Below are 21,494 nucleotides of genomic sequence, written 5' to 3' on the forward strand. Positions count from 1 at the left end.
AGTTTATTCTCCGCTGAATAGCGGACTCAGGGCGGCGGCCTTCTTGGCTGCCCCCTCAAGCCCTACGAATTCCAGCCAGTTACCGAGCATTTGGTAACCCTGCTCGGTCAGGACAGACTCGGGATGGTATTGCAGCCCCCATAGTGGAGCTTCGCGGTGAGCCAATCCCATGATGACTCCCCCGGCAGTTTCTGCAATGATTTCAAGCTCAGCAGGAATGCTCTCGCGCACCGCGGCCAAGGAATGGTAACGCGTGGCCGTGAACGGGTTGGCTACCTGATTGAAGACCGGATGATTTTCATGGTTAACCAAGGAAGTCTTGCCGTGCATTAATTCCTCAGCGTGCGTGACCGTCCCGCCATAGGCTTCAGCCAGGGCCTGATGGCCAAGGCAGACACCGAGCATTGGCTTACGCTGCTCACCGCACCATTTGATCAGATCAATGCTAACGCCCGCGCCTGCAGGCTCGCCTGGGCCTGGAGAGATCAGCACGCCGTCATACTCAGCAGCCATGGCGCGCGCATCCTCGACGCTCAAATCGTCATTGCGGTAAACGGTGGTTTCCGCGCCCATCTCCTGCAGGTAACCCACCAGGGTGTACACGAAACTGTCGTAGTTATCGATCACAAGGATCTTGGTGCTGCTCACGGGGTGCTTTGGCCAATCGTTGAATCGGTGAATGGGCTGATGTACTGGTTCAGCCACGGGAAAACGTACATCATCAGTAATAGCACGATCGCAGCAATGAGAATCAATGCTTCAAAAATGCGAAGCCACAAAGGGCCAGGCAGATTTCTAAAAATCCAGGCGTACATCTGTTCTCCTAGCTCGTTGCTTCAATGACCATGTCGCGGATTTCCTTTGGAGGGCCAGCATCAAGCGGGCGCCAATCGGTCAGTTCCGAATACGCAATCATTCGCTGCTGCGTTGAGTACTTGGGGTGGCATGTAGTCATGGTCAAGATGGATTTAGTCGGTTCCACGCCCCACTGGTGTGGAGTGGGCAACAGGACGTCTCCGTTGGATGGAGCCACGATTTCGGTGGCATACCAGGTGTAGGTGTAATACCCCTCTGAAGTCTGCAGGTAGATCTTGTCGCCTTCTTGCAGTTTGTCGATATCCCAGAAGACCTGGCCATGGGTCTGACGGTGGGCGGCAACGGCAAAGTTGCCCATCTCCCCCGGTTGTTGCGTGGTTGGATAGTATCCAATGCCGAGGTTATCGATCACGCGGTCTTCCACGCCATAGGTCACCGGGTGGTGCGAACCGTTGGCACCAAACCGCGGGAAATACATGATGCCGAAGGTTTCGCCGGCCGATACTTCCGTTACCAGAGCCGGACCGTAGTCCTTTTCCACTTCTTCTTGCTCGGTCTTTTCGGGGACCACTACCTCGCCAAGTTCTTCCACGAGGTTTGCGGTGACTTCCTTCTGAGCCTGCGCAGAATCAATATTCGTCCACCACAGTTCCCAAACCACGTAAAGCATCAGCAGGATGCCAAGAGTAATCATCAGTTCGCCGAAGAAGCCGACAACACGGCTTCCTGCCGAGGTTTGTCGGCGCTGCAGGCGACGGCCCTGCGCAGTGGCAGATCGATTCACGGCGGTCTGGCTCCTTAAGGCAACGAAATGCACGAAATAGGTCAACTAACGTGGGCCGAAGCTGGCCAAAACCCCGTTGCTGCAGCGGGTAACGGCTAGTATGGAAACTACGTAGGAATGCATCAAGCAGTTCTCAGCATTCTTGCACCCAAGCCTACCGGGAAGACCTGACGGTCGCCCACATTTACTACATTAAGCAGATGAAGCCGAGGGAGCATTCGAGTGCCGGAGTCAAAGCCACGACGCAAGAAGAATTCACAGCCGCAGGAGTCGCGCCAGAGCGCCCATGCCATCGATAAGCCGATGCCAGGCTGGTACAAGCCAGTGATGTTCGGCTTGATGCTTCTCGGCCTGGTATGGATCATCGTTTATTACGTTTCCCAGACTCTGTACCCAATTCCGAATATCGGCGGATGGAACATCGTGGTCGGTTTCGGCATCGCGATGGTCGGATTCTTCATGACAACAGGCTGGAAATAGCCACGTCGCCGGCTCCCTGTCTTGGTGGGCCGGCGATATTTTTTAACCCGAGCTTTTCCTTTTAGTTGCTGACGGCTTTCAGCCCGATGACACAACCAACCAGTCCGAGAATAAAGACCATTTTCAAGATGCTGAACGCTTCTTGCCCAGTGACCATGGAATAAATGACTGCTAGGGAGGCTCCAACGCCAACCCAGATGGCATACGCCGTGCCGACGGGGATCTCTTTCATGGCGTAGGCCAATCCGCCCATGGAAATAGCCAAGGCGACGAAGAAGACGATTGACGGAACCAGTTTGGACAAGCCATCGCTCATTCCTAACGCGATAGCCCACACCGCTTCAAATAGTCCGGAAACGATCAAAACAATCCAATACATGCCAGATTCTTTCTGGCCGTCTTGTCGCTCTCCGGGTACGGCTCCCTCGTCCGGGTCCAAGCATTCATTGCTGGTGACCACTTCAGGCTAGCAAATGCAGACCATGATCACGGGCTGCTGTGACCAGAATGTCACCTATGCGGCCCAAGATCTTCGAGTCCACCGACCAGCGCTGGAAATACAGCGGCACATCAATAAACCATTGCTCATCGAGCACGCGTAGATCGCTAGCTTTGAGCAGCTGTGGTTCAGGAACCATCCCCCACCCCATTCCCGCTTCGATGGCAGCGACAAACTGCATCGAATCCGGAACGTGATGAACCTGCGCTGCCGGTCGTGCTTCGGCCCCGGCCACTTGCTTGAGCATGTCGTATTGCAAAGGATCTTCACGGTCATACACCACCATCGGAGCATGAACGAGCTCTGCTGCGTTCCCGGTTGGCACATAGCGTTGCGCAAAGGCAGATTTCGCCGCTGCGCGATAGCGCATCGTGCCCAGCTTATGGCTTGTACAGCCTTGGATGGTGTCCACAGCGTTGGTAACTACGGCGCTGACCCTACCGGTCCTCAGCAGTTCCAGTCCCCTGTTTTCATCGGTACGCACGAATTCGCAGGACAAATCTTCGTACTTGGCAAGCTCGGCGAATACCGGGGCAAACCAGGTAGACAGCGAATCGGCGTTAACTCCGACGGCAACCGCAATGGGTTGTTCGGAAGCAACCTCGGCAGAAAACTCGGCGCTGAGCAACGACATCTGGCGCGCATAGCGCAGCACTCTGGTTCCCTGATCGGTGGGAACGACAGGACGGCTGCGTACCAGCAAGATGGCACCAAGGCGGTTCTCCAGAGCCTTGATCCGCTGACTGACCGCTGAGGCAGTCACTCCTAGATCAATGGATGCGTCGTCGAAGCTTCCGGCGTCAACGACTGCCAACAGGGTTTCAAGGTGTTCCACATCCAGATTCACATAAGGAACTCTAATCTAGATTCAGGATCTTAAGTTCGACGTCGATTTACGAATCTCCTACAGTTTGTACATGCTCTTCGGATCCCTAGTCTTCGGCTTCACCACTGGCTTGTCCCTCATCGTCGCCATTGGTTCACAAAATGCGTTTGTCCTGCGCCAAGGCATAAGGAAAGAACATGTTCTTATCACCGCATTGGTTTGCTCACTCTCGGATGCAATCCTGATTACGGCCGGCGCCAGCGGCATGGGCGCACTGGTTGAACGAGCCCCATTGTTGCTGGTGTTTGCCCGCGTTGGAGGTTTCATCTTCCTGTTAAGTTATGCGATTTTCGCTTTCCGCCGAGCAGTAAAACCTGAAGCACTCAAAGTTTCAGCCATACAGGGCCGCACAGCCAAGATTTCCGTTATCGGAACAGTTTTGGCCCTAACTTGGCTCAACCCGCATGTTTATATCGACACGGTGCTGCTTCTCGGCTCGATCGCGACTTCCCAGGCAGAGGGCGCAGCTTATTTCGCAGTCGGTGCAATCGTGGCCAGCTTCGTTTGGTTTTTCGCGCTTGCTTATGCCGCACGTTTCCTTGCGCCATTCTTCGCCAAGCCCAAAGCGTGGCAGGTACTTGATGTACTCGTAGGGCTGCTCATGATCTTGTTTGCCACCACGCTCATCCTGCCCATCATCACCGACTAATCCACAGGATAAAGCGCTTATCCACAGCCGATGTGCACAAGTTTTATAAACACTTGTTCACAAGTTTATCCACAGCTGGGGAGAACTTTGGCTAACGAGCGAGGATTTAGACATTCACACTAGTCAACTTATATATCTCGATTCAAAATGACATGCTTGTAAGTTATTAACACTGTGGATTCCGGTTGTGGATAAGGCCTAAACGCCCTGAATTCCATACCAATCCAGTGGTTCGTTTAAACTTTCGAACCCCAAGTTATTAACAACCTGTCGATTCGTATATACGCTATCTACAGGGGTTGTTTAAAACTTATCCACAGATGTGGGCAAAGATGTGAGTATTGTGTACCCGAAGATGAATATCCCTGAATCCATGGGGGAGTAGGGGTGTTAATAACACCTACACTCTGATACTTACACGCTTGTAAGTTATTAACAATGTGGATAATCGGTGTGGATAACTAACCCAGTTCTTTTCGAACTATCCAAGTGGCCACTTCACAGCTTCCGTTGAAACATAGATCCCCGTCAGCAGCGCTACCGACAAGGCTGTGAGCAAAAGTATCTGAATGCGAGCACGCTGTGGATTACTCCGTGGAATAAGCACGATGCAGCAAGCGGCAAGAATGCCCAGAATTGCGCCTCCCAAGTGCCCTTGCCAGGAAATGCTCTGCACGAAGAAGCCAAGAGCCACGTTCAGTGCAAGGATGATTCCCATTGAGCGAAGCGCTTGCTTATTGGAGCGGAACACTACGAAAGTCGCGAGGAACAGGCCTGCCAGTGCGCCCGACGCACCGAGCGTTGCACTCAGTGGTGCGCTAAGCAGAAGGATCCCCAAGGAACCACCGAAGGCGCTGAGCAGATAGAGCCAGGTAAAACGCAGTCTCCCCATCCGCGGCTCGAGCATGGTGCCGAAAATGTAGACGCCGTACATGTTCATCGCCAGATGCAGCAGCGAACTCGTGGCGTGGGCAAAGGCGCTGGTGATCAGCCGCCATGGCTCATAGGCCGCCAGTGCAGGTGCCAGAACAAGCTGGTTCGTGAGTCCGGGAATGACCCACTGCAGCACGTACACCAGGACATTGAGCCCGATGAACGTATAGGTCACGATTGGCGCCCCGGCGCGCAGCCGGCCGCCGAACTGGGTCTTCTGCTGCGGTAGACGCTTGTTCGCTTGGGCGACGCACTCCACGCATTGCACTCCAACAGGTGCCGAGACCTGGCATTGCGGGCAGACCGGACGTCCACAGCGGTTGCACGAAACAAAAGAGATCGTCTGCGGGTGCCTGAAGCACGTAGGCGCAGCCTGGCCTTCTGGGGAAACCTGTCCGTAGGACATCGGTACCTGCCTTGCATGTGAGAGAGAAGGATTAAAAGCCCGAGGCCCCGACAATAACCGTTAGGGAATCGCCGGAGCCTCGGGTTGGTGCGTCTGTGTGGTTACAGGGTCTCGATGTCGACCGAGTTGATGACGACGTCTTCCAGTGGCTTGTCGCGGCCATCGGTAGAAACAGCGTTCAGCGCATCAACGATCTTGCGTGATTCTGGTTCAACAACTTCACCGAAAATGGTGTGCTTGCCCTGAAGCCAGGCGGTTGGAACAGTGGTGATGAAGAACTGCGAACCGTTGGTTCCACGGCCCATGCGGATACCCGCGTTGGCCATAGCTAGCTTGTAAGGCTCGTTGAAGTTCAGTTCTGGGTGGATTTCATCATCGAACTGGTAGCCTGGGCCGCCGAAGCCCTGGCCCAGTGGGTCGCCACCCTGAATCATGAAGTCAGCAATGATGCGGTGGAAGATGGTTCCGCTGTACAGCGGGGTGTTGGTCTTCTTGTCACCGGATTCTGGGTGTACCCACTCCTGCTCACCGGTCGACAGGCCAACGAAGTTCTTAACGGTCTTTGGTGCGTGGTTGCCGAAGAGATCGACAACGATGTCGCCCAAAGTAGTGTGAATCGTGGCTTTATGAGTTGCGTTTGCGGTCATGCCTTCATTCTTCCATGATCTATGCTCGACCCGCTAAATGCTGACGTACGCGTTGAGTGAAAATTTAGGCCAATATCAGGCTGAAGCCCAGCTAATGCTGGCTACTGGGGACGGAACTGCCTAGTCTTGAACTGTCGGTTAGCGTGAATTTTTTTGATCAGGAGCAACGCATGAGCAAGAAGAGCAAAGTAGGAAAAGTACTAGCCGTTGGCCTGATTGCGGGACTTGTCGCAGTACTGGTTGCCGTGTGGAAGGCCTCGAAACCAATCGAGGATCCATGGGAAAACGAGCCAGTACCGGCACAGCCGCATCAGCCTGTTCAGACACGAGAAGCCAGCGTGGAAGAAATCCGTGAAATCCTCGAAGATGACAAGTAAATCTGTCTAGACCTCGGTTTTTGGTTGGGCTTGCCCTCGTATCACCAGGGCAAGCCCAACGAGGATCACAGCCAACCCGGCATAGGTAGCGATGGAAACTACCTGTCCCAAGAACAATGCGGCCAAGATGGCAGCACCCGGAATCTCGAGCAGAATCAGCGTAGAAACCGTCAGTGGGCCGAGCACGGATAGCAAATGATTCATGGCGGTGTGGCCAAAGATCTGCGCGCACAAGGTCAGCAGGATGATCGCAATCCACCCGCGAGCGTCAAAGCCCCAAATCGGCGTTCCGGTAAGGAAGCAAAGTACCAACAGCACTGCCGCGGTAATTGCATAGCAGCTCGAAGCATATGTAGTGGTTCCCAGAGTCCGCCTAGCTACGGAACCTGCTAGCGTGTACACCGCGGCGAGGACGCCGCCTGCTAGTGCCAGCAGGTCTCCCACTATGGCATCGCGTCCCAGACCCATGTCGAATCCGGTAATGACGATAGCCCCAAGCAAAGCGACTCCCATGCCCAGGAAGACCTGCGTACGATATTTAGTTCCGCGCAGAACCTGGAACATCGCGATCCAGACTCCTTGGATGCATACCAGTGCCGTTCCAGCTGCCACGCTGGTTAGCCGCATCGAATACATGAAGCATACGAAGTGCAAGGCAAGAGCTACCCCAGCGATCCCGGTGAAGAACCACTCTCGCGAGGTCATGTGCAGATAGGCCTTGGGGTTCTTGCGAAGTGCCGGTGCGCTGAGGACAGCAGCCGCAGCTCCGTTGCGCCAAAAGGCCATGGAAAGCACTGGTACGCCCGGGAAGGCTGCAATGATGGGGCCCGATGCCGAAATCCCGATGATTCCGACCAAGGCGAGCAAGATGGTCACCAGCTAAGATTACAGTTTCTCCGCGTGGTTCTAGCCTTGCTACGGCAGAAGCCCGCGCTCACCCTGATTTCTTCAAGGAATCAAAATATTCTTCTTTTGGAATATAGGAAGTGTATCCCAGTATTTCCGGGCTATTCAGCATCTTTTCGTCGCCAGTATGCCGCAACTAATGCGCCGGATAAGTTATGCCAAACAGAGAATATAGCACCGGGCAAAGCGGCTTCTGGTGAGAAATATTGCTTCGCCAATCCGCCGGCCAGGCCGGAATTTTGCATACCTACTTCAATGGCTATTGTTCGTCGGGAGGCTGTTGGGACACGCAGCAGTACACCAATGCCATATCCCAGTGCCAGGCCCAGCGAGTTGTGCAATACCACCGCCACCAGAACCAGCAGCCCCGCAGTCAAGATAGTCTGCGCACTGCCAGCAACGATGATTGTCACCACGAAGGTAATAGCCAGCACCGAGAGCCATGGAAGCACAGCATTGATCTTGGTGACGATGCGGTTGAACAGCATTCGCAGCACGATGCCCAGCACGACAGGGATTAAGACAATCTGAACAACACTGATGGCCATGGAACTGGCATCCACAGGCATGTACTGGCCGGCCAGCCACAGTGCCAGCACCGGGGTCAGCAATGGAGCGAGCAAAGTAGAAACCGAGGTCATCGCCACAGAGAGGGCAACATTGCCTCGAGCCAGATAGGAAACCACATTGGATGCTGTACCGCCCGGCGCGCAGCCAACCAAGATCAGTCCGGCGGCCAATGCCGGTTCAAGCTGCAGCAGCGCAGCCACCAGCCAGGCCACCAGCGGCATCACGATGAACTGTGCGGCTACGCCGCCGAGCACCGGCAAGGGATTCTTGAATACCAAGGCAAAGTCCGGCAGGGCCAACGTCAATCCCATGCAGAACATGATCACCATGAGCAGGGGATTGATCCACCCTGCGAGCCCCGCAAAAGCTTGGGGGAGAAGCATTCCGCACAAGCCGCCGAGCAAAATCAGCACGGGGAAAAGCAGCACGGCGATACGTGAGTCCTTGTCCAATTTTTTGGCTTTGCTCGCTACGGCATCCGGGCCGGGCTGTTCACTGTGCATTTACCGTATTTTGCCACTAAATAGTTGCGTCTCACAACGAGATAGCTGAAGTTAAGCCCGTTATCCTGCCATATTTACTTGCGCGTCATCCACGATGTGCATCCTGAAGATGTGAAGGTAGCAATCGTCGCTGAATCGTTCCTTCCCCATTTCAATGGGGTAACCAACTCAATCCTCAAGACTTTGGATCACCTGAGGCAGGCCGGCCACGAGGCCGTTGTCATCACCCCCAACAGCTCGCTGGCCGGCGAGCTGTCCGGACAAGGTGTCCCCAAGGCGTACCAAGGCTTCAAGATCATCACGGTGCCCTCCGTTCCATTGGCGAGCTATCCCGAAGTCCGGGTAGCTACCGCCAGCGTCTGGCGTCTGCGCAAGCTGCTGGCTCGGGAACAAGTCGACGTGGTTCATCTGGCCAGTCCGTTCATCCTCGGATGGCAGGCACTTCGTGCTGCGCAGGAGCTGGATCTGCCCACGGTGGCGCTGTATCAGACAGAAGTTCCCAGCTACGCCGCACGCTATAAGATGCCATGGCTTACGCAAAGGCTCTGGGAGCACGTCAGAGCGATTCACACGGCCGCAGACCGGACCTTGGTACCGAGCACGTTTTCCTACCGGCAGCTTCAATCTCTGGGCGTTCAGCGGCTTGCCATCTGCGGTAGGGGAGTAGACACCGCTCAGTTCACCCCTAGGCTGCGCAGTGAGCAATTCAGGCGGGCTGTCGCGCCGAATGACGACGTGGTCATTGGCTATGTGGGCCGGCTAGCGGCAGAGAAGCAGGTCGCTGACCTGAAGGCCCTGGCTGATCTGGAGAATACGCGCTTGGTGATCGTGGGTTCCGGACCGCTCGAGGACGAATTACGCGAAATCTTGCCCAACGCCCACTTCACTGGATTCCTTTCCGGTGAGCGGCTGGCCGAGGTGATGGCATCGATGGATATTTTCGTTCACCCCGGGTCTTCGGAGACCTTCTGCCAGACCATTCAGGAGGCCATGGCCTGTGGCGTGCCGGTAGTAGCCGTAGGCCGGGGTGGGCCGCTGGATCTTGTGGACTCTTCCCGCACGGGCTGGCTTTATCAGCCGGGAAACCTCGAGGAGCTGCGCAGTCGGGTCAGCGACTTGGCCTATGACGATGCGAAGCGCTTGGCCTTTGCCAGTGCTGCGTTGAGCAGTGTCCAGGACCGTTCTTGGCACAGTATTGGCGAGCAGTTGCTCGGCCACTATGAGCAGGTGCGAACCGCCAAGGTCCGGAACTAGGCAAATTCCGTTCCGGGTAGCGCAAAAGGCGGAAAGTTTTCACTTTCCGCCTTTTGGCAAATGTGGAGCCTAGGAGAATCGAACTCCTGACATTCTGCTTGCAAAGCAGACGCTCTACCAACTGAGCTAAGGCCCCGTATTTAGTTTTGAAGCTTCCGCTCCGCGATCAGTTCTTTCGAACCAATCAAAAAGAATTAGCGGAAAGTTTTCACTTTCCGCCGATTTCTTTTGTGGAGCCTAGGAGAATCGAACTCCTGACATTCTGCTTGCAAAGCAGACGCTCTACCAACTGAGCTAAGGCCCCAAAAGCTTTAGGAAACTTTATCGGCTACCTGATGCCAGGTTTCCTTTGTTTCCGACGAAGCCTTCGCCTTCTTGATCAAGACTACTGCAGCAGTCGCGATCGATGCGAGAACTAGGAACTTTTTCATTTCTCCTCTTTCTCTCCAGCAAGGATTCTGTGGGCGTACCAAGACTTGAACTTGGGACCTCTTCGTTATCAGCGAAGCGCTCTAACCGCCTGAGCTATACGCCCTTGCTTTTGTTTTTGTTCCCTTCGGAACGAAATAAAACTTTACCGGTGTTTTTCTAAAGATACAAATCGAGCCCGGGTGTCATGCATCACAGCATGAATCCCGGGCTCGACATGGGGTGTTTTTAGTCGTCGGTGAGGGTCACACCGGCGCCGCCAACCAGCGAAGCTGCGATGTTGTACAGCACCGCGCCAAGCATGGAAACCACGGAAATCACCACGACGTTCACTACGGCGATGATCGTTGCGTAGGAAGCTACCTGGCCAAGCGACATGGAGTCGCGCAGGTCGAAGTTGCCGTCCGCGCCGATAGCATCACGCATCAGCTGGTTGAACGAGTCGAAAGTTCCGGTCAGGTCCAGAACTGCCCAGATGCCGACGGCGGCGACCACGGTGATCACACCGAAGGCTACCGAGAGCAGGAAGGCGAGCTTGAGTACCGAGAACGGCTCAACCTTGGAAACCAGCAGGCGGGCCTTGCGGACCTTTGCCTTGGGCGCCGGACGAACCAGGCGTTCCTGGCCGTTAGCCGGACGCTGCTGGCTGGTTGGACGCTGCGGTGCTCCAGTTGGGCGCTGTCCGGCTGGACGAGCACCGGCTGGGCGCTGCTGGCCTGCAGCTGGTCGTGCTCCGGCGTTAGCCGGACGGTCACCGGTGCCGGTTGGAGCCGGACGCTTTACCTGGGTAGGTCGCGGCGCGGCGCTCTTCGGGGCACTGCCGCTGGGGCGTGGCGTCGAGGGCGTGCTCATGCGTTACCTCCGTTAGTGTCGTCATCGTTTTCCGCGCCGGATTCGGTTTCTGGCGCAGCCGATGACTCATCGATCGTGTTTTCTGCGTCCAACGTTACGGCATCTTCCTCCAAGTTCTCTTCGAGCTCAGTCTCGGAGTTCTTGGCAACCGCAATGATGTGGTCCTTCTTATCGGGCTTGGCGAAGATGACGCCCATGGTGTCTCGTCCCTTGGATGGAACCTGCGATACGGCCGAGCGGACTACCTTGCCCGAACCCATCACGACCAGGACTTCGTCGGTCTCGTCAACGATGAGCGCACCGACCAGCTCGCCGCGTTCCTCGTTGAGCTTTGCCACCTTAATGCCCAAACCACCGCGGGATTGCACACGGTATTCGGCAACCGTGGTGCGCTTAGCGTAGCCCTCGTTGGTCACGGTGAACACGTAGGAGTCATCGCGGACTACGTCGGCTGCCAGCAGCTCATCGCCCTCGCGGAACTTCATGCCGGTAACACCGGAGGTCGCGCGGCCCATTGGGCGCAGCGCGGTATCGGTGGCGGTGAAGCGGACCGACTGGCCCTTGCGTGAGACCAGCATCACGTCATCTGATTCGCTGACCAGCTGCGCGGAGACCAGTTCATCGTCCTCGCGCAGGTTGATTGCAATCACGCCGGCGGTGCGGTTGGTGTCGTAATCTTCCAGGCGGGTCTTCTTCACCAGGCCGTTGCGGGTAGCGAGCATCAGGTATGCCGCATCCTGGTAGGTGCGCAGATCCAGCACCTGGGCGATGTGCTCATCAGGCTGGAAAGCCATCACGTTCGCCACGTGCTGGCCCTTGGCGTCACGACCGGCCTCAGCCAATTCGTAGCACTTGGTGCGGTACACGCGTCCGTGGTTGGTGAAGAACAGCAGCCAGTTGTGGGTCGAGGTGACGAAGAAGTGCTCGACCACGTCGTCCCCGCGCAGGTTTGCACCCTTGATGCCCTTGCCGCCGCGTGCCTGCGAACGGTAGTTGTCGATGCGGGTGCGCTTGACGTAGCCGCCGCGCGTGATGGTGACGACCATTTCCTCTTCAGGAATCAAGTCTTCGACGCTCATGTCGCCGTCGTAGCCCATCAAGACCTTGGTGCGGCGGTCATCGCCGTGCTTGGCGACGATTTCCTGCAGTTCCTCGGAAACGATCTGGCGCTGGCGGGCTGGATCAGCAATGATGGCCTTGAATTCGGCGATCATGCGCTCGAGCTCCGCATGGCGATCCTGGATCTTCTGTCGTTCCAGTGCGGCCAGGCGGCGCAGCTGCATATCCAGGATGGCGCGTGCCTGGTCCTCGTCGATATCCAGCAGCTCCATCAGCCCGTCGCGCGCTGCTTCGGTGGTGGCCGAACGGCGAATCAGGGCGATGACCTCGTCCAAAGCGTCCAGGGCCTTGAGCAGGCCACGCAGGATATGGGCTTCTTCTTCGGCCTTCTTCAGGCGGTATTCAGTGCGTCGGACGATCACTTCGATCTGGTGGGTGACCCAGTGGCGGATGAAGCCGTCCAGCGGCAGCGTGCGTGGCACGCCATCGACGATCGCGAGCATGTTGGCCGAGAAGTTGGACTGCAGCTCGGTGTGCTTGTACAGGTTGTTCAGCACTACCTTGGCCACGGCGTCGCGCTTGAGCACGATCACCAGGCGCTGGCCGGTGCGGCCCGAGGTCTCATCGCGCATATCGGCGATGCCCGAGATCTTGCCATCGCGCACCAGTTCGGCGATCTTCACCGCGAGGTTATCCGGGTTGGCCATGTATGGCAGTTCGGTGACCACCAGGCAGGTGCGTCCCTGGATTTCCTCCACGTTGACCACTGCACGCATGGTGATCGAGCCGCGGCCGGTGCGGTAGGCATCGGAGATGCCCTTGGTGCCCAGGATCATGGCGCCCGATGGGAAGTCCGGGCCCTTGACGCGCAGCATCAGCTCGGCGAGCAGTTCCTCGCGGGAAGCTTCCGGGTTCTGCAGGTACCACTGCACGCCTTCGGCGACTTCGCGCAGGTTGTGCGGTGGAATGTTGGTGGCCATGCCCACGGCGATGCCGGAGGAGCCGTTGACCAAGAGGTTCGGGAAACGGGCCGGAAGAACGGTTGGTTCCTGGTTCTTGCCGTCGTAGTTGTCCTGGAAATCAACGGTGTTCTCGTTGATGTCGCGGACCATTTCCATGGCCAGCGGGGCCATCTTGGTTTCGGTGTAACGCTGGGCGGCGGCGCCATCGTTGCCCGGGGAGCCGAAGTTGCCCTGGCCCAGGGCCAGCGGGTAGCGCATGACCCAGTCCTGGATCAGGCGCACCAGCGCATCGTAGATCGCGGTGTCGCCGTGCGGGTGGTACTGGCCCATGACTTCGCCGACCACGCGGGCGCACTTGTTGTACGAACGCTCCGGGCGGTAGCCGCCGTCGTACATCGCGTACAGCACGCGGCGGTGCACTGGCTTCAGGCCATCGCGCACGTCCGGCAGCGCACGGCCGACGATCACGGCCATGGCGTAGTCAAGGTACGAACGCTGCATTTCGGTCTGCAGGTCGATCTGGTCAACGCGACCACCTTCATGGATCGGCTCGATGATCTCGCCGTCCATTGGTGCGTTTTCCGGGGTTTGCTCGTCGCTCAATTTCTTCCCTTACAAGTCAAAAAAGTCTTCGGTGGATATCTGTGGTGGCTGGGACCGGTTAGATATCCAGGAAGCGCACGTCCTTGGCGTTCTGCTGGATGAAGTTACGTCGGGACTCGACGTCCTCGCCCATCAGCACGGAGAAAACCTCATCCGCAGCTGCGGCGTCATCCATGGTGACCTGGCGCAGGGTGCGGCGCTCGGGATCCATGGTGGTGTCCCACAGTTCCGAGTAGTCCATCTCGCCCAGACCCTTGTAGCGCTGGATGCCGTTGTCCTTGGGCAGGCGCTTGTTCGATGCCTGGCCGGCGAGCAGCGCATCATCGCGTTCCTTATCGGAGAACACGTAGTCATGCGCTGCGTTGGACCACTTGATGCGGTACAGCGGAGGGGCTGCCAGGTAGACGTAGCCGTGCTCGATCAGCGGACGCATGAAGCGGAAGATCAAGGTCAGCAGCAGCGTGGTGATGTGCTGGCCGTCAACGTCAGCATCGGCCATCAGCACGATCTTGTGGTAGCGCAGCTTGGCCATGTCGAATTCTTCGCCGATGCCGGTGCCGAAGGCAGTGATCATCGCCTGTACTTCGGCATTGCCCAGCGCACGGTCCAGGCGGGCACGCTCCACGTTCAGGATCTTGCCGCGCAGCGGCAAGATGGCCTGGGTGTGCGGGTCGCGTCCGCGCTTGGCCGAGCCGCCTGCGGAGTCGCCCTCCACGATGAATACTTCGCACTCGGCCGGGTTCTTCGAGGAGCAGTCAGAGAGCTTGCCCGGCATGCCGAAGGATTCCATCGGCGACTTGCGGCGGGCGTTGTCGCGGGCCTTGCGGGCAGCCATGCGGGCCTGAGAGGCCAGCTGTGCCTTGCGGATGATGTCGCGGGCGACATTCGGGTTGCGTTCGAACCAGTCGCCCAGCTCCTCGTTGACCACGCCCTGCACGAAGCCGCGGGCCATCGAGTTGCCCAGCTTGGTCTTGGTCTGGCCTTCGAACTGCGGCTCGGAGAGCTTGACCGAGATGACCGCGGTCAAGCCCTCACGGGCGTCTTCACCGGTGAGGTTGTCATCCTTTTCGCGCAGGATCTTGTTATCGCGTGCATAGCGGTTGAGCAGGCCGGTCAGTGCCGCGCGGAAGCCCTCTTCGTGGGTACCGCCCTCATGGGTGTTGATGGTGTTCGCGTAGGTGTGCACGGACTCGGCGTACGCGTTGGTCCACTGCATTGCGATTTCCAGGCTGATGCCGCGCTTCGAATCTTCGGATTCAAAGGCGATGACCTCATCGTGGACCAGTTCGATCTTCTTGGCGGCGTTCAGGTGCTTGACGTAGTCCAGCAGGCCGTCCTTGTACAGGTAGTCCACGGTGCGTGGCTTGACTACCTGGTTCTCAATTTCCTCTTCGACCTCGGCCTCAGGCTCTGCATTGTCCTGGGGACGCTCATCGGTGAGGGTGATGCGCAGGCCCTTGTTCAGGAAGGCCATCTGCTGGAAGCGGGCGCGCAGTGTCTCGAAGTCGAACTCGACGGTCTCGAAGATCTCCGGATCCGGGTAGAACGTCTGGCTGGTGCCGGTGCGATCGGTTTCTTCGCCCTTGGTCAGCTGCTGGGTCGTGTGCCCACCGTTGCCGAAGCCAATGCGCCAAGCGTGGCCCTGGCGGCGCACGATGGTGTTGACCTTCTCGGACAGTGCGTTCACTACGGAGATGCCCACGCCGTGCAGGCCGCCGGAGACCGCGTAGCCGCCTCCGCCGAACTTGCCGCCGGCGTGCAGGATGGTCATGACAACCTCTACGGTTGGCTTGCCCTCGGTTGGGTGGACATCCACTGGGATGCCGCGGCCATTGTCCTCGCAACGCACGCCGCCGTCGGCCTGCAGGGTGACATTGATGGTGTCGCAGTACCCAGCCAGCGCCTCATCGACGGAGTTGTCGACAACTTCGTAGACCAAGTGGTGCAGGCCGCGGGGGCCGGTGGAACCGATGTACATGCCCGGACGCTTGCGTACCGCTTCAAGCCCTTCGAGGACGGTAATATCCTGGGCGCCGTAAGTGTGTTCGACTTTAGAAGTCATCGATTCCGCTGCGGCTTGGCTTTCAGCCGGTTCCTGCGGTGAAGCATTTTCGGTAGACACGGGTGCTACGAACTCCTCGAATTTGGCGCGCGATTGCCCTCTGCGTCGGATTCAGCGCGTCAAGCAATCATGGTCTGGAGGGACGATGCAGCGGGTTTGCCCGCGACAAAGTCATTTCACTACCTCTAATTCTACCGCGTAGAGCAAAATAAACGATGACTTTGAGGCCTAAATCGCCCACCAATAGCAAGCAATTGATGTTCTGAGGCGGCTGTGGCGTTCAAGTGTGGGGGGATCCACCCTCCGGGTCCGTGAGTGCGCCATATGCCGTGCTAGCAATTTTTACCCGTAGGTGTCGCGCGGCCCTCTTCCGGCAACCGAGCGCATGCCATGTCGCCAAGAGGGAGCATTTGGTCCCAGAACCTTGAGCACGGTGACGATTCCGGGGCCCAATTCGGCATCGAATTTCTTGAGAATATCGTGGCTCATTAGGCGCATCTGCGCAGCTCGAGCAGTTGTATCGCAGCGCATCACCACGACCGTATCCTCAAAGGATTCCGGTTGGCAGTGCTTTGCATTGTCGGCCCCAATGATCTCCGCCCAGCGTCCAAGCACGGAACCGACGGCAACTTGGGTGTTCCAGCCACGGGCCTTGGACAGGCGGGAGACCACGTCACCGATGGCACGCGGATCGCGAATAGCGCCTTCGGCCGATTCTGGCTTTTCAGCCGCGAATCCACGGCGGGAGGCCTTTCGCTTGCGCACTTTTTCCATGCGGGCAGCGTCTACCCGTGTCTCGCCGCGTTCTTCAGCCAGCTTTCGCATGCGGTTGAGCAGCGCTTTTGCCGCATCGATCTCCGGATCGAAGCGGTGTTCATCGCGTTCTGATGGCTCATGCATCGACAACCTGGCCAGGGGAGACCTGGAAGAAATGTCCCTTCAGCGCTTCGGGAACATCTTCAACAACAGCGGCAGTGACCAGAACCTGTTCGGCACCGGCAACGATATGGGCCAACCGATCGCGACGTGTGGTATCCAATTCAGCAAACACATCATCCAGGATCAGGATCGGACCTGAACCTGGGCGCGGATCATCATCACCGAAAACACGGTAGGCAGCCAGACGTAGGGCCAGTGCGAAGGACCAGGTTTCGCCATGCGAAGCATAGCCCTTGGCTGCAGCGGGGCCCAGGATCAGGGTCAGATCATCGCGGTGCGGACCAAAAAGGGAAATCCCTCGATCAACTTCGCGGCTGCGATTAGCTTCAATGGCTGTGAGCAGGAGTTCTTGGATTTCTTCTTGTTCCAAGGATTCCAGGTCTTCGGCCGGCAGGCTGTTTTCATCTAGTTCGCCCTCGAGCGATGAACGGTACACGGCGCGTGCGTCCTTGGCGCCATCAGCTAAATCAGCGTAGGCGGCCTGCATATACGGCCGGATCAATGCCAAAACATCAAGTCGCCCGCGAATCAGCCGGGCACCGGTCATTGCCAGCTGCAGATCCCAAGCCTTGAGGGTGTTCTCCTGCGAAGTGCTCAGCTTGGATTTGCCGCGAATGGACTTGAGCAGGGCATTGCGCTGCTTGACGATGCGGTCGTAGTCATTTTTTGTGCCGGATTCAATCGGGCGCAAAGCAACCAGTAATTCATCCAAGAACTTTCGCCGGTTGGATGGATCGCCCTTGATCAGAGCCAAGTCTTCGGGGGCGAAAAGCACGGTGCGAACCATTCCCAGAATTTCGCGAGCGCGTACCGGGTTGGCCCTGTTGATGCGGGCCCGGTTGATCTTGCCGCTGGTGATTTCGACCTCGAGCGTCGTAGTTTGCGGACCACGATGGACAGTGCCGCGGATCAGTGCGCGATCCGATTCGAAATTCAGCAGTGGAGCGTCATTGCTTACGCGATGCGATGACAGATTGGCCAGATAACCAATGGATTCAACAATATTTGTCTTGCCGACGCCGTTAGGGCCGATCAAGACGTTAATTCCAGGGGCTAGGTGCACGTCGGCCTGCGCATACGAGCGGAAGCCCGTGAGTGAAAGCTGCGAGATATACACCGGAATCCTGACGGAAACGAGGTGGTGGATGGCTCACGCCATCCACCACGAAATTTGATTAGTTCGAGTTTGGCAATCGAACCGGCATTACCAGGTAGCGATACTGGTCCTGATCGTCTTCATCCAATTTCTTCTGGCCGGTCAGCATGGCTGGCTTTGGCGCGCTGGTAAAGGAGAAGCGAACGAAATCAGTGTTGAAGGAGTTCAGGCCTTCGGACAAGAACGTTGGGTTGAAGGCAACCACGATGTCTTCGCCGCGAAGGGCAGCAACAATGGCTTCTTCTGCCTGTGCGTCTTCGCCGGTGCCAGCGTCCAAGGTCAGCTGGCCATCGGTGAAGGCCATGCGAACAGGCGTATTGCGCTCGGCAACAACCGATACACGGCGCACAGCTTCCATCAGCTCGCTGGTGCGAACGGTGGCATGGATTGGAGTGTCGCTTGGGAATAGCGAACGGATCTTTGGGTATTCGCCATTGATCAGCAAGGAGGTGGTGCGGCGGTTGGAGCTTTCGAAGCCCACCATTTCGCCGTTTTCGCCCAAGGCGAGCTTCAGTTCACCGGAGTTTGAGAGAGTCTTGGCAACTTCGCTCAGGGTCTTTGCCTTGATCAGGAATGAAGTCGAGATCTCTGACTTGTTTGGCGACCAGTTCAATTCACGCAGTGCCAGACGGTAGCGGTCCGTGGCAAGGAAGGTGATCAGATCATTTTCGATTTCAACCTTGATGCCAGTGAGCACTGGCAAGGTGTCGTCCTTCGAAGCGGCGACAATAACCTGGGAAACAGCTTCGGAGAATGCCTGGCCATCGATGGTGCCGGCGATAGCTGGAAGTTCAGGCAGGGTTGGATATTCATCTACTGGCATGGTGGCCAAGTGGAAACGTGAACGACCGCAGTTCAGCGAGATCTTCGTACCGTCAGTTTCGATGGTGACTGTCGAGTTAGGCAGTGACCGGGTAATTTCAGCCAAGAGCTTGCCAGAAACCAAGATTGAGCCCTGCTCTGAAATATCTGCAGGGATCTCGATATGCGAGGAAATCTCATAGTCAAAGCCCTCGAGGCGAACTAGGCCTTCGTGGGAGGTGATGAGAATGCCAGCCAAAACAGGTGATGGTGGGCGCTGCGCCAGGGACCGAGCAGTCCAGGATACGGCGTCTGCCAATACATCCTTTTCAACGCTGAACTTCACGAAAAATCCGCCTTTCGGAACCCATAAGTCTTAAGTCAGGCCAAGAAGGTTTTTCCCTCGCCAAGTTCTTAAGCATAGAGCAGGTAGTTGCACGTTTTATCCATCTAATCTTGCCACGCCCTGATAGCGCAACGTCAGCTCAGCGAATGAAGTGTGGACGAAGCAACATAAATTTTGTTCTGCACAGGTTTTTGGCTTGGGGAGGGAATGGACTCGTTATTTGGATGAATAAGTGTTTAAAGGAGAAGTGTTAATAACCCTTGTGGATACTGTGGATAAGCCTCATATCCCCTGACCCGACCACGATTGTGCATGTGAACAATCTGTGGTTGAACATGACACTCAGTTCCATCAACCTGTTGACACTGAGTTTCATGGTTTTTAACGTCCACATGGGACCCCATACTTATCCGCAGGTCGTCACCAGATCATCCACAGCCTTATCCACACCTGTGATTTCTTGGCTTTAATGCTCTCGCTGGCTCTGCTTAATCCGGTTGGTTAGCTCTGTGACCTGATTAAAGATCGCGCGACGCTCAGCCATGAGCTCACGGATCTTACGATCTGCGTGAATTACGGTGGTGTGGTCGCGGCCGCCGAGTTCGGCACCAATTTTTGGCAACGACATGTCGGTAAGCTCACGTAGCAAGTACATGGCGATCTGTCGCGCGGTGACCAAAGTACGAGTACGAGATTTGCTGTTCAGCTCATCGATAGACAGCCCGAAGTACTCTGCAGTCTGCTTGATGATGGTCGACGGCGTGATTTCCTGGGCGCCATCTTCACTGATCAAGTCCTTGAGCACAGTTTCAGCCAAGGCAAGGTCCACCGGCTGGTTGTTCAACGAGGCGAAAGCGGTGACGCGGATGAGCGCACCTTCGAGTTCACGGATATTCGTTGAAATGCGTGAAGCGATGTATTCCATGACATCGCCTGGAGCCGAAAGATTCTCAGCATCGGCCTTTTTACGCAGAATTGCGATACGGGTCTCGAGCTCAGGCGGCTGAATATCAGTTAGCAGACCCCATTCGAACCGTGAACGCATGCGGTCTTCAAAGCCCTGCAACTGCTTTGGCGGCAGATCCGAGGTGATGACAACCTGCTTGTTGTGGTTGTGCAACGCATTGAAAGTATGGAAGAACTCTTCCTGCGTAGCGTCCTTATTAGCCAAGAACTGAATATCGTCAATCAGCAGGATGTCGACATTGCGGTAGGTCTGCTTGAAGCTTGCACCCTCATCGTCACGGATTGAGTTGATGAAGTCGTTGGTGAATTCTTCGGAGTTTACGTAGCGAACACGGATGCCCTTGTAGAGGTGGCGTGCGTAGTGGCCGATGGCATGCAGCAAGTGAGTCTTGCCGAGGCCCGAGTCACCGTAGATGAACAACGGGTTGTAAGCCTTGGCTGGAGCTTCGGCGACAGCAACTGCTGCGGCATGGGCAAAGCGGTTAGATGAGCCGATCACGAAAGTATCGAAAATGTACTTCGGGTTCAGCCGGCCGAACTCCTGGGAGTTCGACGGCGGTGTTGGCTGTGGTGCAGGCTGCGGGCGCGGGCCCGGAGTTTCAACGACGGCAGGCGCAGCTGGTGGTGCCGGCTTGGTTTCCTGCTCATCTTCTTCGAGCTCGTCCGACAACGAGAGGTCGACACTGACCGCGCAGCGGATATCGTCCTGGAAGACTTCGCGCAATGCTTCATCCAGCGGCTCGCGCAGCTGGGTCTGCAAAATATCGCGCGTGAGATCATTGGGAACAGCAACCAGAAGCGTCGTACCAATCAGACCCTGCGGCTTGGCGAGCGATACGAAGGCACGGTAACGCGCCTTGACCCGATCATCATCCTCGATCTTTCGGATGACCTGGCGCCAAGAGCTACCAATGCTATTGGTTTCGTCGCTGCTCACTAAGGGCGCCCCACTTCCGTTTAAATGCAATCTTGGTCACAAGAAACCCGTTTCCAGGCTCTCGAAACGTTGTTTTTTGGACAACGTCTGCGCCAATTCTATCCATCATCCACACAGTTATGCACAGTCCGGTGGAAAAACAGGGTGTTAATACTGTGGAAAACGGGTTTTCCCTTGATATCAAGCCTTTTTCACGGTGAGATGACCTGTACTTTCCCTCCGTGATGTGAAATTTCTTTCGTTATGCACAGCCGTAATCCACAACTTTGGGGTAGATTATTCACAGGCAGGCTCTCGAAGCGAGGGTTAGGCCAGTACTCGTGCGCCAATTTGACCTTGCGCTCATATTTTTCTATTGTTATTCAGTCCTATGCGCATCTTTTTCGCGACTTGCTCATTTTTAGAAGAGCCCGTGAGAAAAGCGCATTTTTATAAGAAATCTCGAGCGCCATCCTGTTGTTATCCAGCTAGCTAGTAACGGGTAAAGCGCCTCATCTAAAACGTTTTGGAGTGTCACCGTGAGCAAGCGGACTTTTCAGCCTAACAACCGTCGTCGTTCGAAGAAGCATGGCTTCCGCCTTCGCATGCGTACCCGTGCAGGCCGTGCCATCCTTTCGGCACGCCGTGGCAAGAACCGTGCCGAGCTGTCCGCATAAATTTGCGAACCAGCTC

General features: G+C 56.6%; 21 protein-coding genes, 3 tRNA genes and 1 riboswitch. Of the genes, 5 read left to right on the top strand and 19 right to left on the bottom strand.

Features of this window, described 5'->3' with window-relative positions:
* Positions 1 to 3 precede the first annotated feature (3 nt).
* The gene (locus AB4Y71_RS00330) at positions 4 to 648 is read right to left on the bottom strand and encodes an anthranilate synthase component II (RefSeq protein WP_013347423.1); all 645 of its coding nucleotides are present in this window, start codon (positions 646 to 648) and stop codon (positions 4 to 6) included.
* Positions 649 to 823: 175 nt separating this feature from the next.
* The gene (locus AB4Y71_RS00335; RefSeq protein WP_193057850.1) at positions 824 to 1,600 is read right to left on the bottom strand and encodes a class E sortase; all 777 of its coding nucleotides are present in this window, start codon (positions 1,598 to 1,600) and stop codon (positions 824 to 826) included.
* 222 nt (positions 1,601 to 1,822) lie between these two features.
* Here AB4Y71_RS00335 and AB4Y71_RS00340 point away from each other — a divergent pair, with 222 nt between their 5' ends.
* Complete coding sequence (locus tag AB4Y71_RS00340; protein ID WP_102598851.1) at positions 1,823 to 2,080, top strand: cell division protein CrgA; 258 nt, start codon at positions 1,823 to 1,825, stop codon at positions 2,078 to 2,080.
* A 61-nt stretch (positions 2,081 to 2,141) separates the two neighbouring features.
* Here AB4Y71_RS00340 and AB4Y71_RS00345 read toward each other — a convergent pair whose 3' ends face one another.
* Positions 2,142 to 2,459, bottom strand: a complete 318-nt coding sequence (locus tag AB4Y71_RS00345; protein WP_102598975.1) for a DMT family transporter — start codon at positions 2,457 to 2,459, stop codon at positions 2,142 to 2,144.
* An 11-nt stretch (positions 2,460 to 2,470) separates the two neighbouring features.
* A riboswitch (guanidine-III (ykkC-III) riboswitch) is annotated at positions 2,471 to 2,538 on the bottom strand.
* Positions 2,539 to 2,541: 3 nt separating this feature from the next.
* Positions 2,542 to 3,426, bottom strand: a complete 885-nt coding sequence (locus AB4Y71_RS00350) for an ArgP/LysG family DNA-binding transcriptional regulator (RefSeq protein WP_441717147.1) — start codon at positions 3,424 to 3,426, stop codon at positions 2,542 to 2,544.
* 70 nt (positions 3,427 to 3,496) lie between these two features.
* Here AB4Y71_RS00350 and AB4Y71_RS00355 point away from each other — a divergent pair, with 70 nt between their 5' ends.
* On the top strand, positions 3,497 to 4,114 hold the full coding sequence (locus tag AB4Y71_RS00355; RefSeq protein WP_102598853.1) for a LysE/ArgO family amino acid transporter: 618 nt from the start codon (positions 3,497 to 3,499) through the stop codon (positions 4,112 to 4,114).
* Positions 4,115 to 4,595: 481 nt separating this feature from the next.
* On the opposite strand, the gene AB4Y71_RS00360 is transcribed toward AB4Y71_RS00355, so the two are convergent.
* Both AB4Y71_RS00360 and AB4Y71_RS00365 read right to left on the bottom strand, forming a co-directional pair.
* Positions 4,596 to 5,306, bottom strand: coding sequence for a rhomboid family intramembrane serine protease (locus AB4Y71_RS00360; RefSeq protein WP_441717149.1), 711 nt, complete (start codon positions 5,304 to 5,306; stop codon positions 4,596 to 4,598).
* A 248-nt stretch (positions 5,307 to 5,554) separates the two neighbouring features.
* Positions 5,555 to 6,100 carry a peptidylprolyl isomerase gene (locus AB4Y71_RS00365; protein WP_013347415.1) on the bottom strand — a complete coding sequence of 182 codons (546 nt, stop codon included), beginning with the start codon at positions 6,098 to 6,100 and terminating at the stop codon, positions 5,555 to 5,557.
* A gap of 170 nt (positions 6,101 to 6,270) precedes the next feature.
* Here AB4Y71_RS00365 and AB4Y71_RS00370 point away from each other — a divergent pair, with 170 nt between their 5' ends.
* Positions 6,271 to 6,477, top strand: a complete 207-nt coding sequence (locus AB4Y71_RS00370) for a hypothetical protein (RefSeq protein WP_013347414.1) — start codon at positions 6,271 to 6,273, stop codon at positions 6,475 to 6,477.
* Between the two features lie 6 nt (positions 6,478 to 6,483).
* Here the strand turns inward: AB4Y71_RS00370 and AB4Y71_RS00375 are convergent, their stop codons facing one another.
* Complete coding sequence (locus AB4Y71_RS00375; protein WP_441693812.1) at positions 6,484 to 7,353, bottom strand: DMT family transporter; 870 nt, start codon at positions 7,351 to 7,353, stop codon at positions 6,484 to 6,486.
* 131 nt (positions 7,354 to 7,484) lie between these two features.
* Positions 7,485 to 8,456, bottom strand: a complete 972-nt coding sequence (locus tag AB4Y71_RS00380) for a bile acid:sodium symporter family protein (protein WP_441717151.1) — start codon at positions 8,454 to 8,456, stop codon at positions 7,485 to 7,487.
* A 111-nt stretch (positions 8,457 to 8,567) separates the two neighbouring features.
* Between AB4Y71_RS00380 and AB4Y71_RS00385 the strand changes: the two genes are divergently transcribed.
* Positions 8,568 to 9,710 (top strand): glycosyltransferase family 4 protein, encoded by a 1,143-nt coding sequence (locus AB4Y71_RS00385; protein WP_441717153.1) that lies wholly within the window; start codon positions 8,568 to 8,570, stop codon positions 9,708 to 9,710.
* A gap of 63 nt (positions 9,711 to 9,773) precedes the next feature.
* Here the strand turns inward: AB4Y71_RS00385 and AB4Y71_RS00390 are convergent.
* The 11 genes from AB4Y71_RS00390 to dnaA all read right to left on the bottom strand — a co-directional run bounded on the left by AB4Y71_RS00390 (position 9,774) and on the right by dnaA (position 20,822).
* Positions 9,774 to 9,846 (bottom strand) — tRNA-Ala (locus tag AB4Y71_RS00390).
* Positions 9,847 to 9,941: 95 nt separating this feature from the next.
* Positions 9,942 to 10,014: transfer RNA gene (locus AB4Y71_RS00395), tRNA-Ala, on the bottom strand.
* A gap of 7 nt (positions 10,015 to 10,021) precedes the next feature.
* Positions 10,022 to 10,141 (bottom strand): DLW-39 family protein, encoded by a 120-nt coding sequence (locus tag AB4Y71_RS00400; RefSeq protein WP_441717155.1) that lies wholly within the window; start codon positions 10,139 to 10,141, stop codon positions 10,022 to 10,024.
* 30 nt (positions 10,142 to 10,171) lie between these two features.
* Positions 10,172 to 10,245, bottom strand: a tRNA-Ile gene (locus tag AB4Y71_RS00405).
* A gap of 122 nt (positions 10,246 to 10,367) precedes the next feature.
* Positions 10,368 to 10,991 carry a DUF3566 domain-containing protein gene (locus AB4Y71_RS00410; RefSeq protein ID WP_441717157.1) on the bottom strand — a complete coding sequence of 208 codons (624 nt, stop codon included), beginning with the start codon at positions 10,989 to 10,991 and terminating at the stop codon, positions 10,368 to 10,370.
* A complete protein-coding gene (gene gyrA / locus AB4Y71_RS00415; protein ID WP_102598858.1) occupies positions 10,988 to 13,615 on the bottom strand; it encodes a DNA gyrase subunit A in 2,628 nt (875 codons plus the stop codon). Before gyrA ends, AB4Y71_RS00410 begins: the two co-directional genes overlap by 4 nt.
* Positions 13,616 to 13,673: 58 nt before the next feature.
* Positions 13,674 to 15,677 carry a DNA topoisomerase (ATP-hydrolyzing) subunit B gene (gene gyrB / locus AB4Y71_RS00420; protein WP_081461199.1) on the bottom strand — a complete coding sequence of 668 codons (2,004 nt, stop codon included), beginning with the start codon at positions 15,675 to 15,677 and terminating at the stop codon, positions 13,674 to 13,676.
* 342 nt (positions 15,678 to 16,019) lie between these two features.
* A complete protein-coding gene (locus tag AB4Y71_RS00425; protein ID WP_013347407.1) occupies positions 16,020 to 16,577 on the bottom strand; it encodes a DUF721 domain-containing protein in 558 nt (185 codons plus the stop codon).
* On the bottom strand, positions 16,570 to 17,733 hold the full coding sequence (gene recF / locus AB4Y71_RS00430) for a DNA replication/repair protein RecF (protein ID WP_441717160.1): 1,164 nt from the start codon (positions 17,731 to 17,733) through the stop codon (positions 16,570 to 16,572). The genes AB4Y71_RS00425 and recF overlap by 8 nt, the downstream gene beginning before the upstream one ends.
* Positions 17,734 to 17,791: 58 nt before the next feature.
* Entirely contained in the window at positions 17,792 to 18,919 is a 1,128-nt protein-coding gene (dnaN, locus tag AB4Y71_RS00435) for a DNA polymerase III subunit beta (protein WP_013347405.1), read from the bottom strand.
* 466 nt (positions 18,920 to 19,385) lie between these two features.
* Entirely contained in the window at positions 19,386 to 20,822 is a 1,437-nt protein-coding gene (dnaA, locus tag AB4Y71_RS00440) for a chromosomal replication initiator protein DnaA (RefSeq protein ID WP_102598860.1), read from the bottom strand.
* A 518-nt stretch (positions 20,823 to 21,340) separates the two neighbouring features.
* Between dnaA and rpmH the strand changes: the two genes are divergently transcribed.
* Positions 21,341 to 21,478: a 50S ribosomal protein L34 gene (gene rpmH / locus AB4Y71_RS00445; protein ID WP_013350721.1), complete on the top strand. Its 138-nt coding sequence runs from the start codon at positions 21,341 to 21,343 to the stop codon at positions 21,476 to 21,478.
* Positions 21,479 to 21,494 lie beyond the last annotated feature (16 nt).

The sequence above is a fragment of the Glutamicibacter sp. MCAF14 genome (genome assembly GCF_052114325.1).
GTDB classification, from domain to species: Bacteria; Actinomycetota; Actinomycetes; order Actinomycetales; family Micrococcaceae; genus Glutamicibacter; species Glutamicibacter arilaitensis.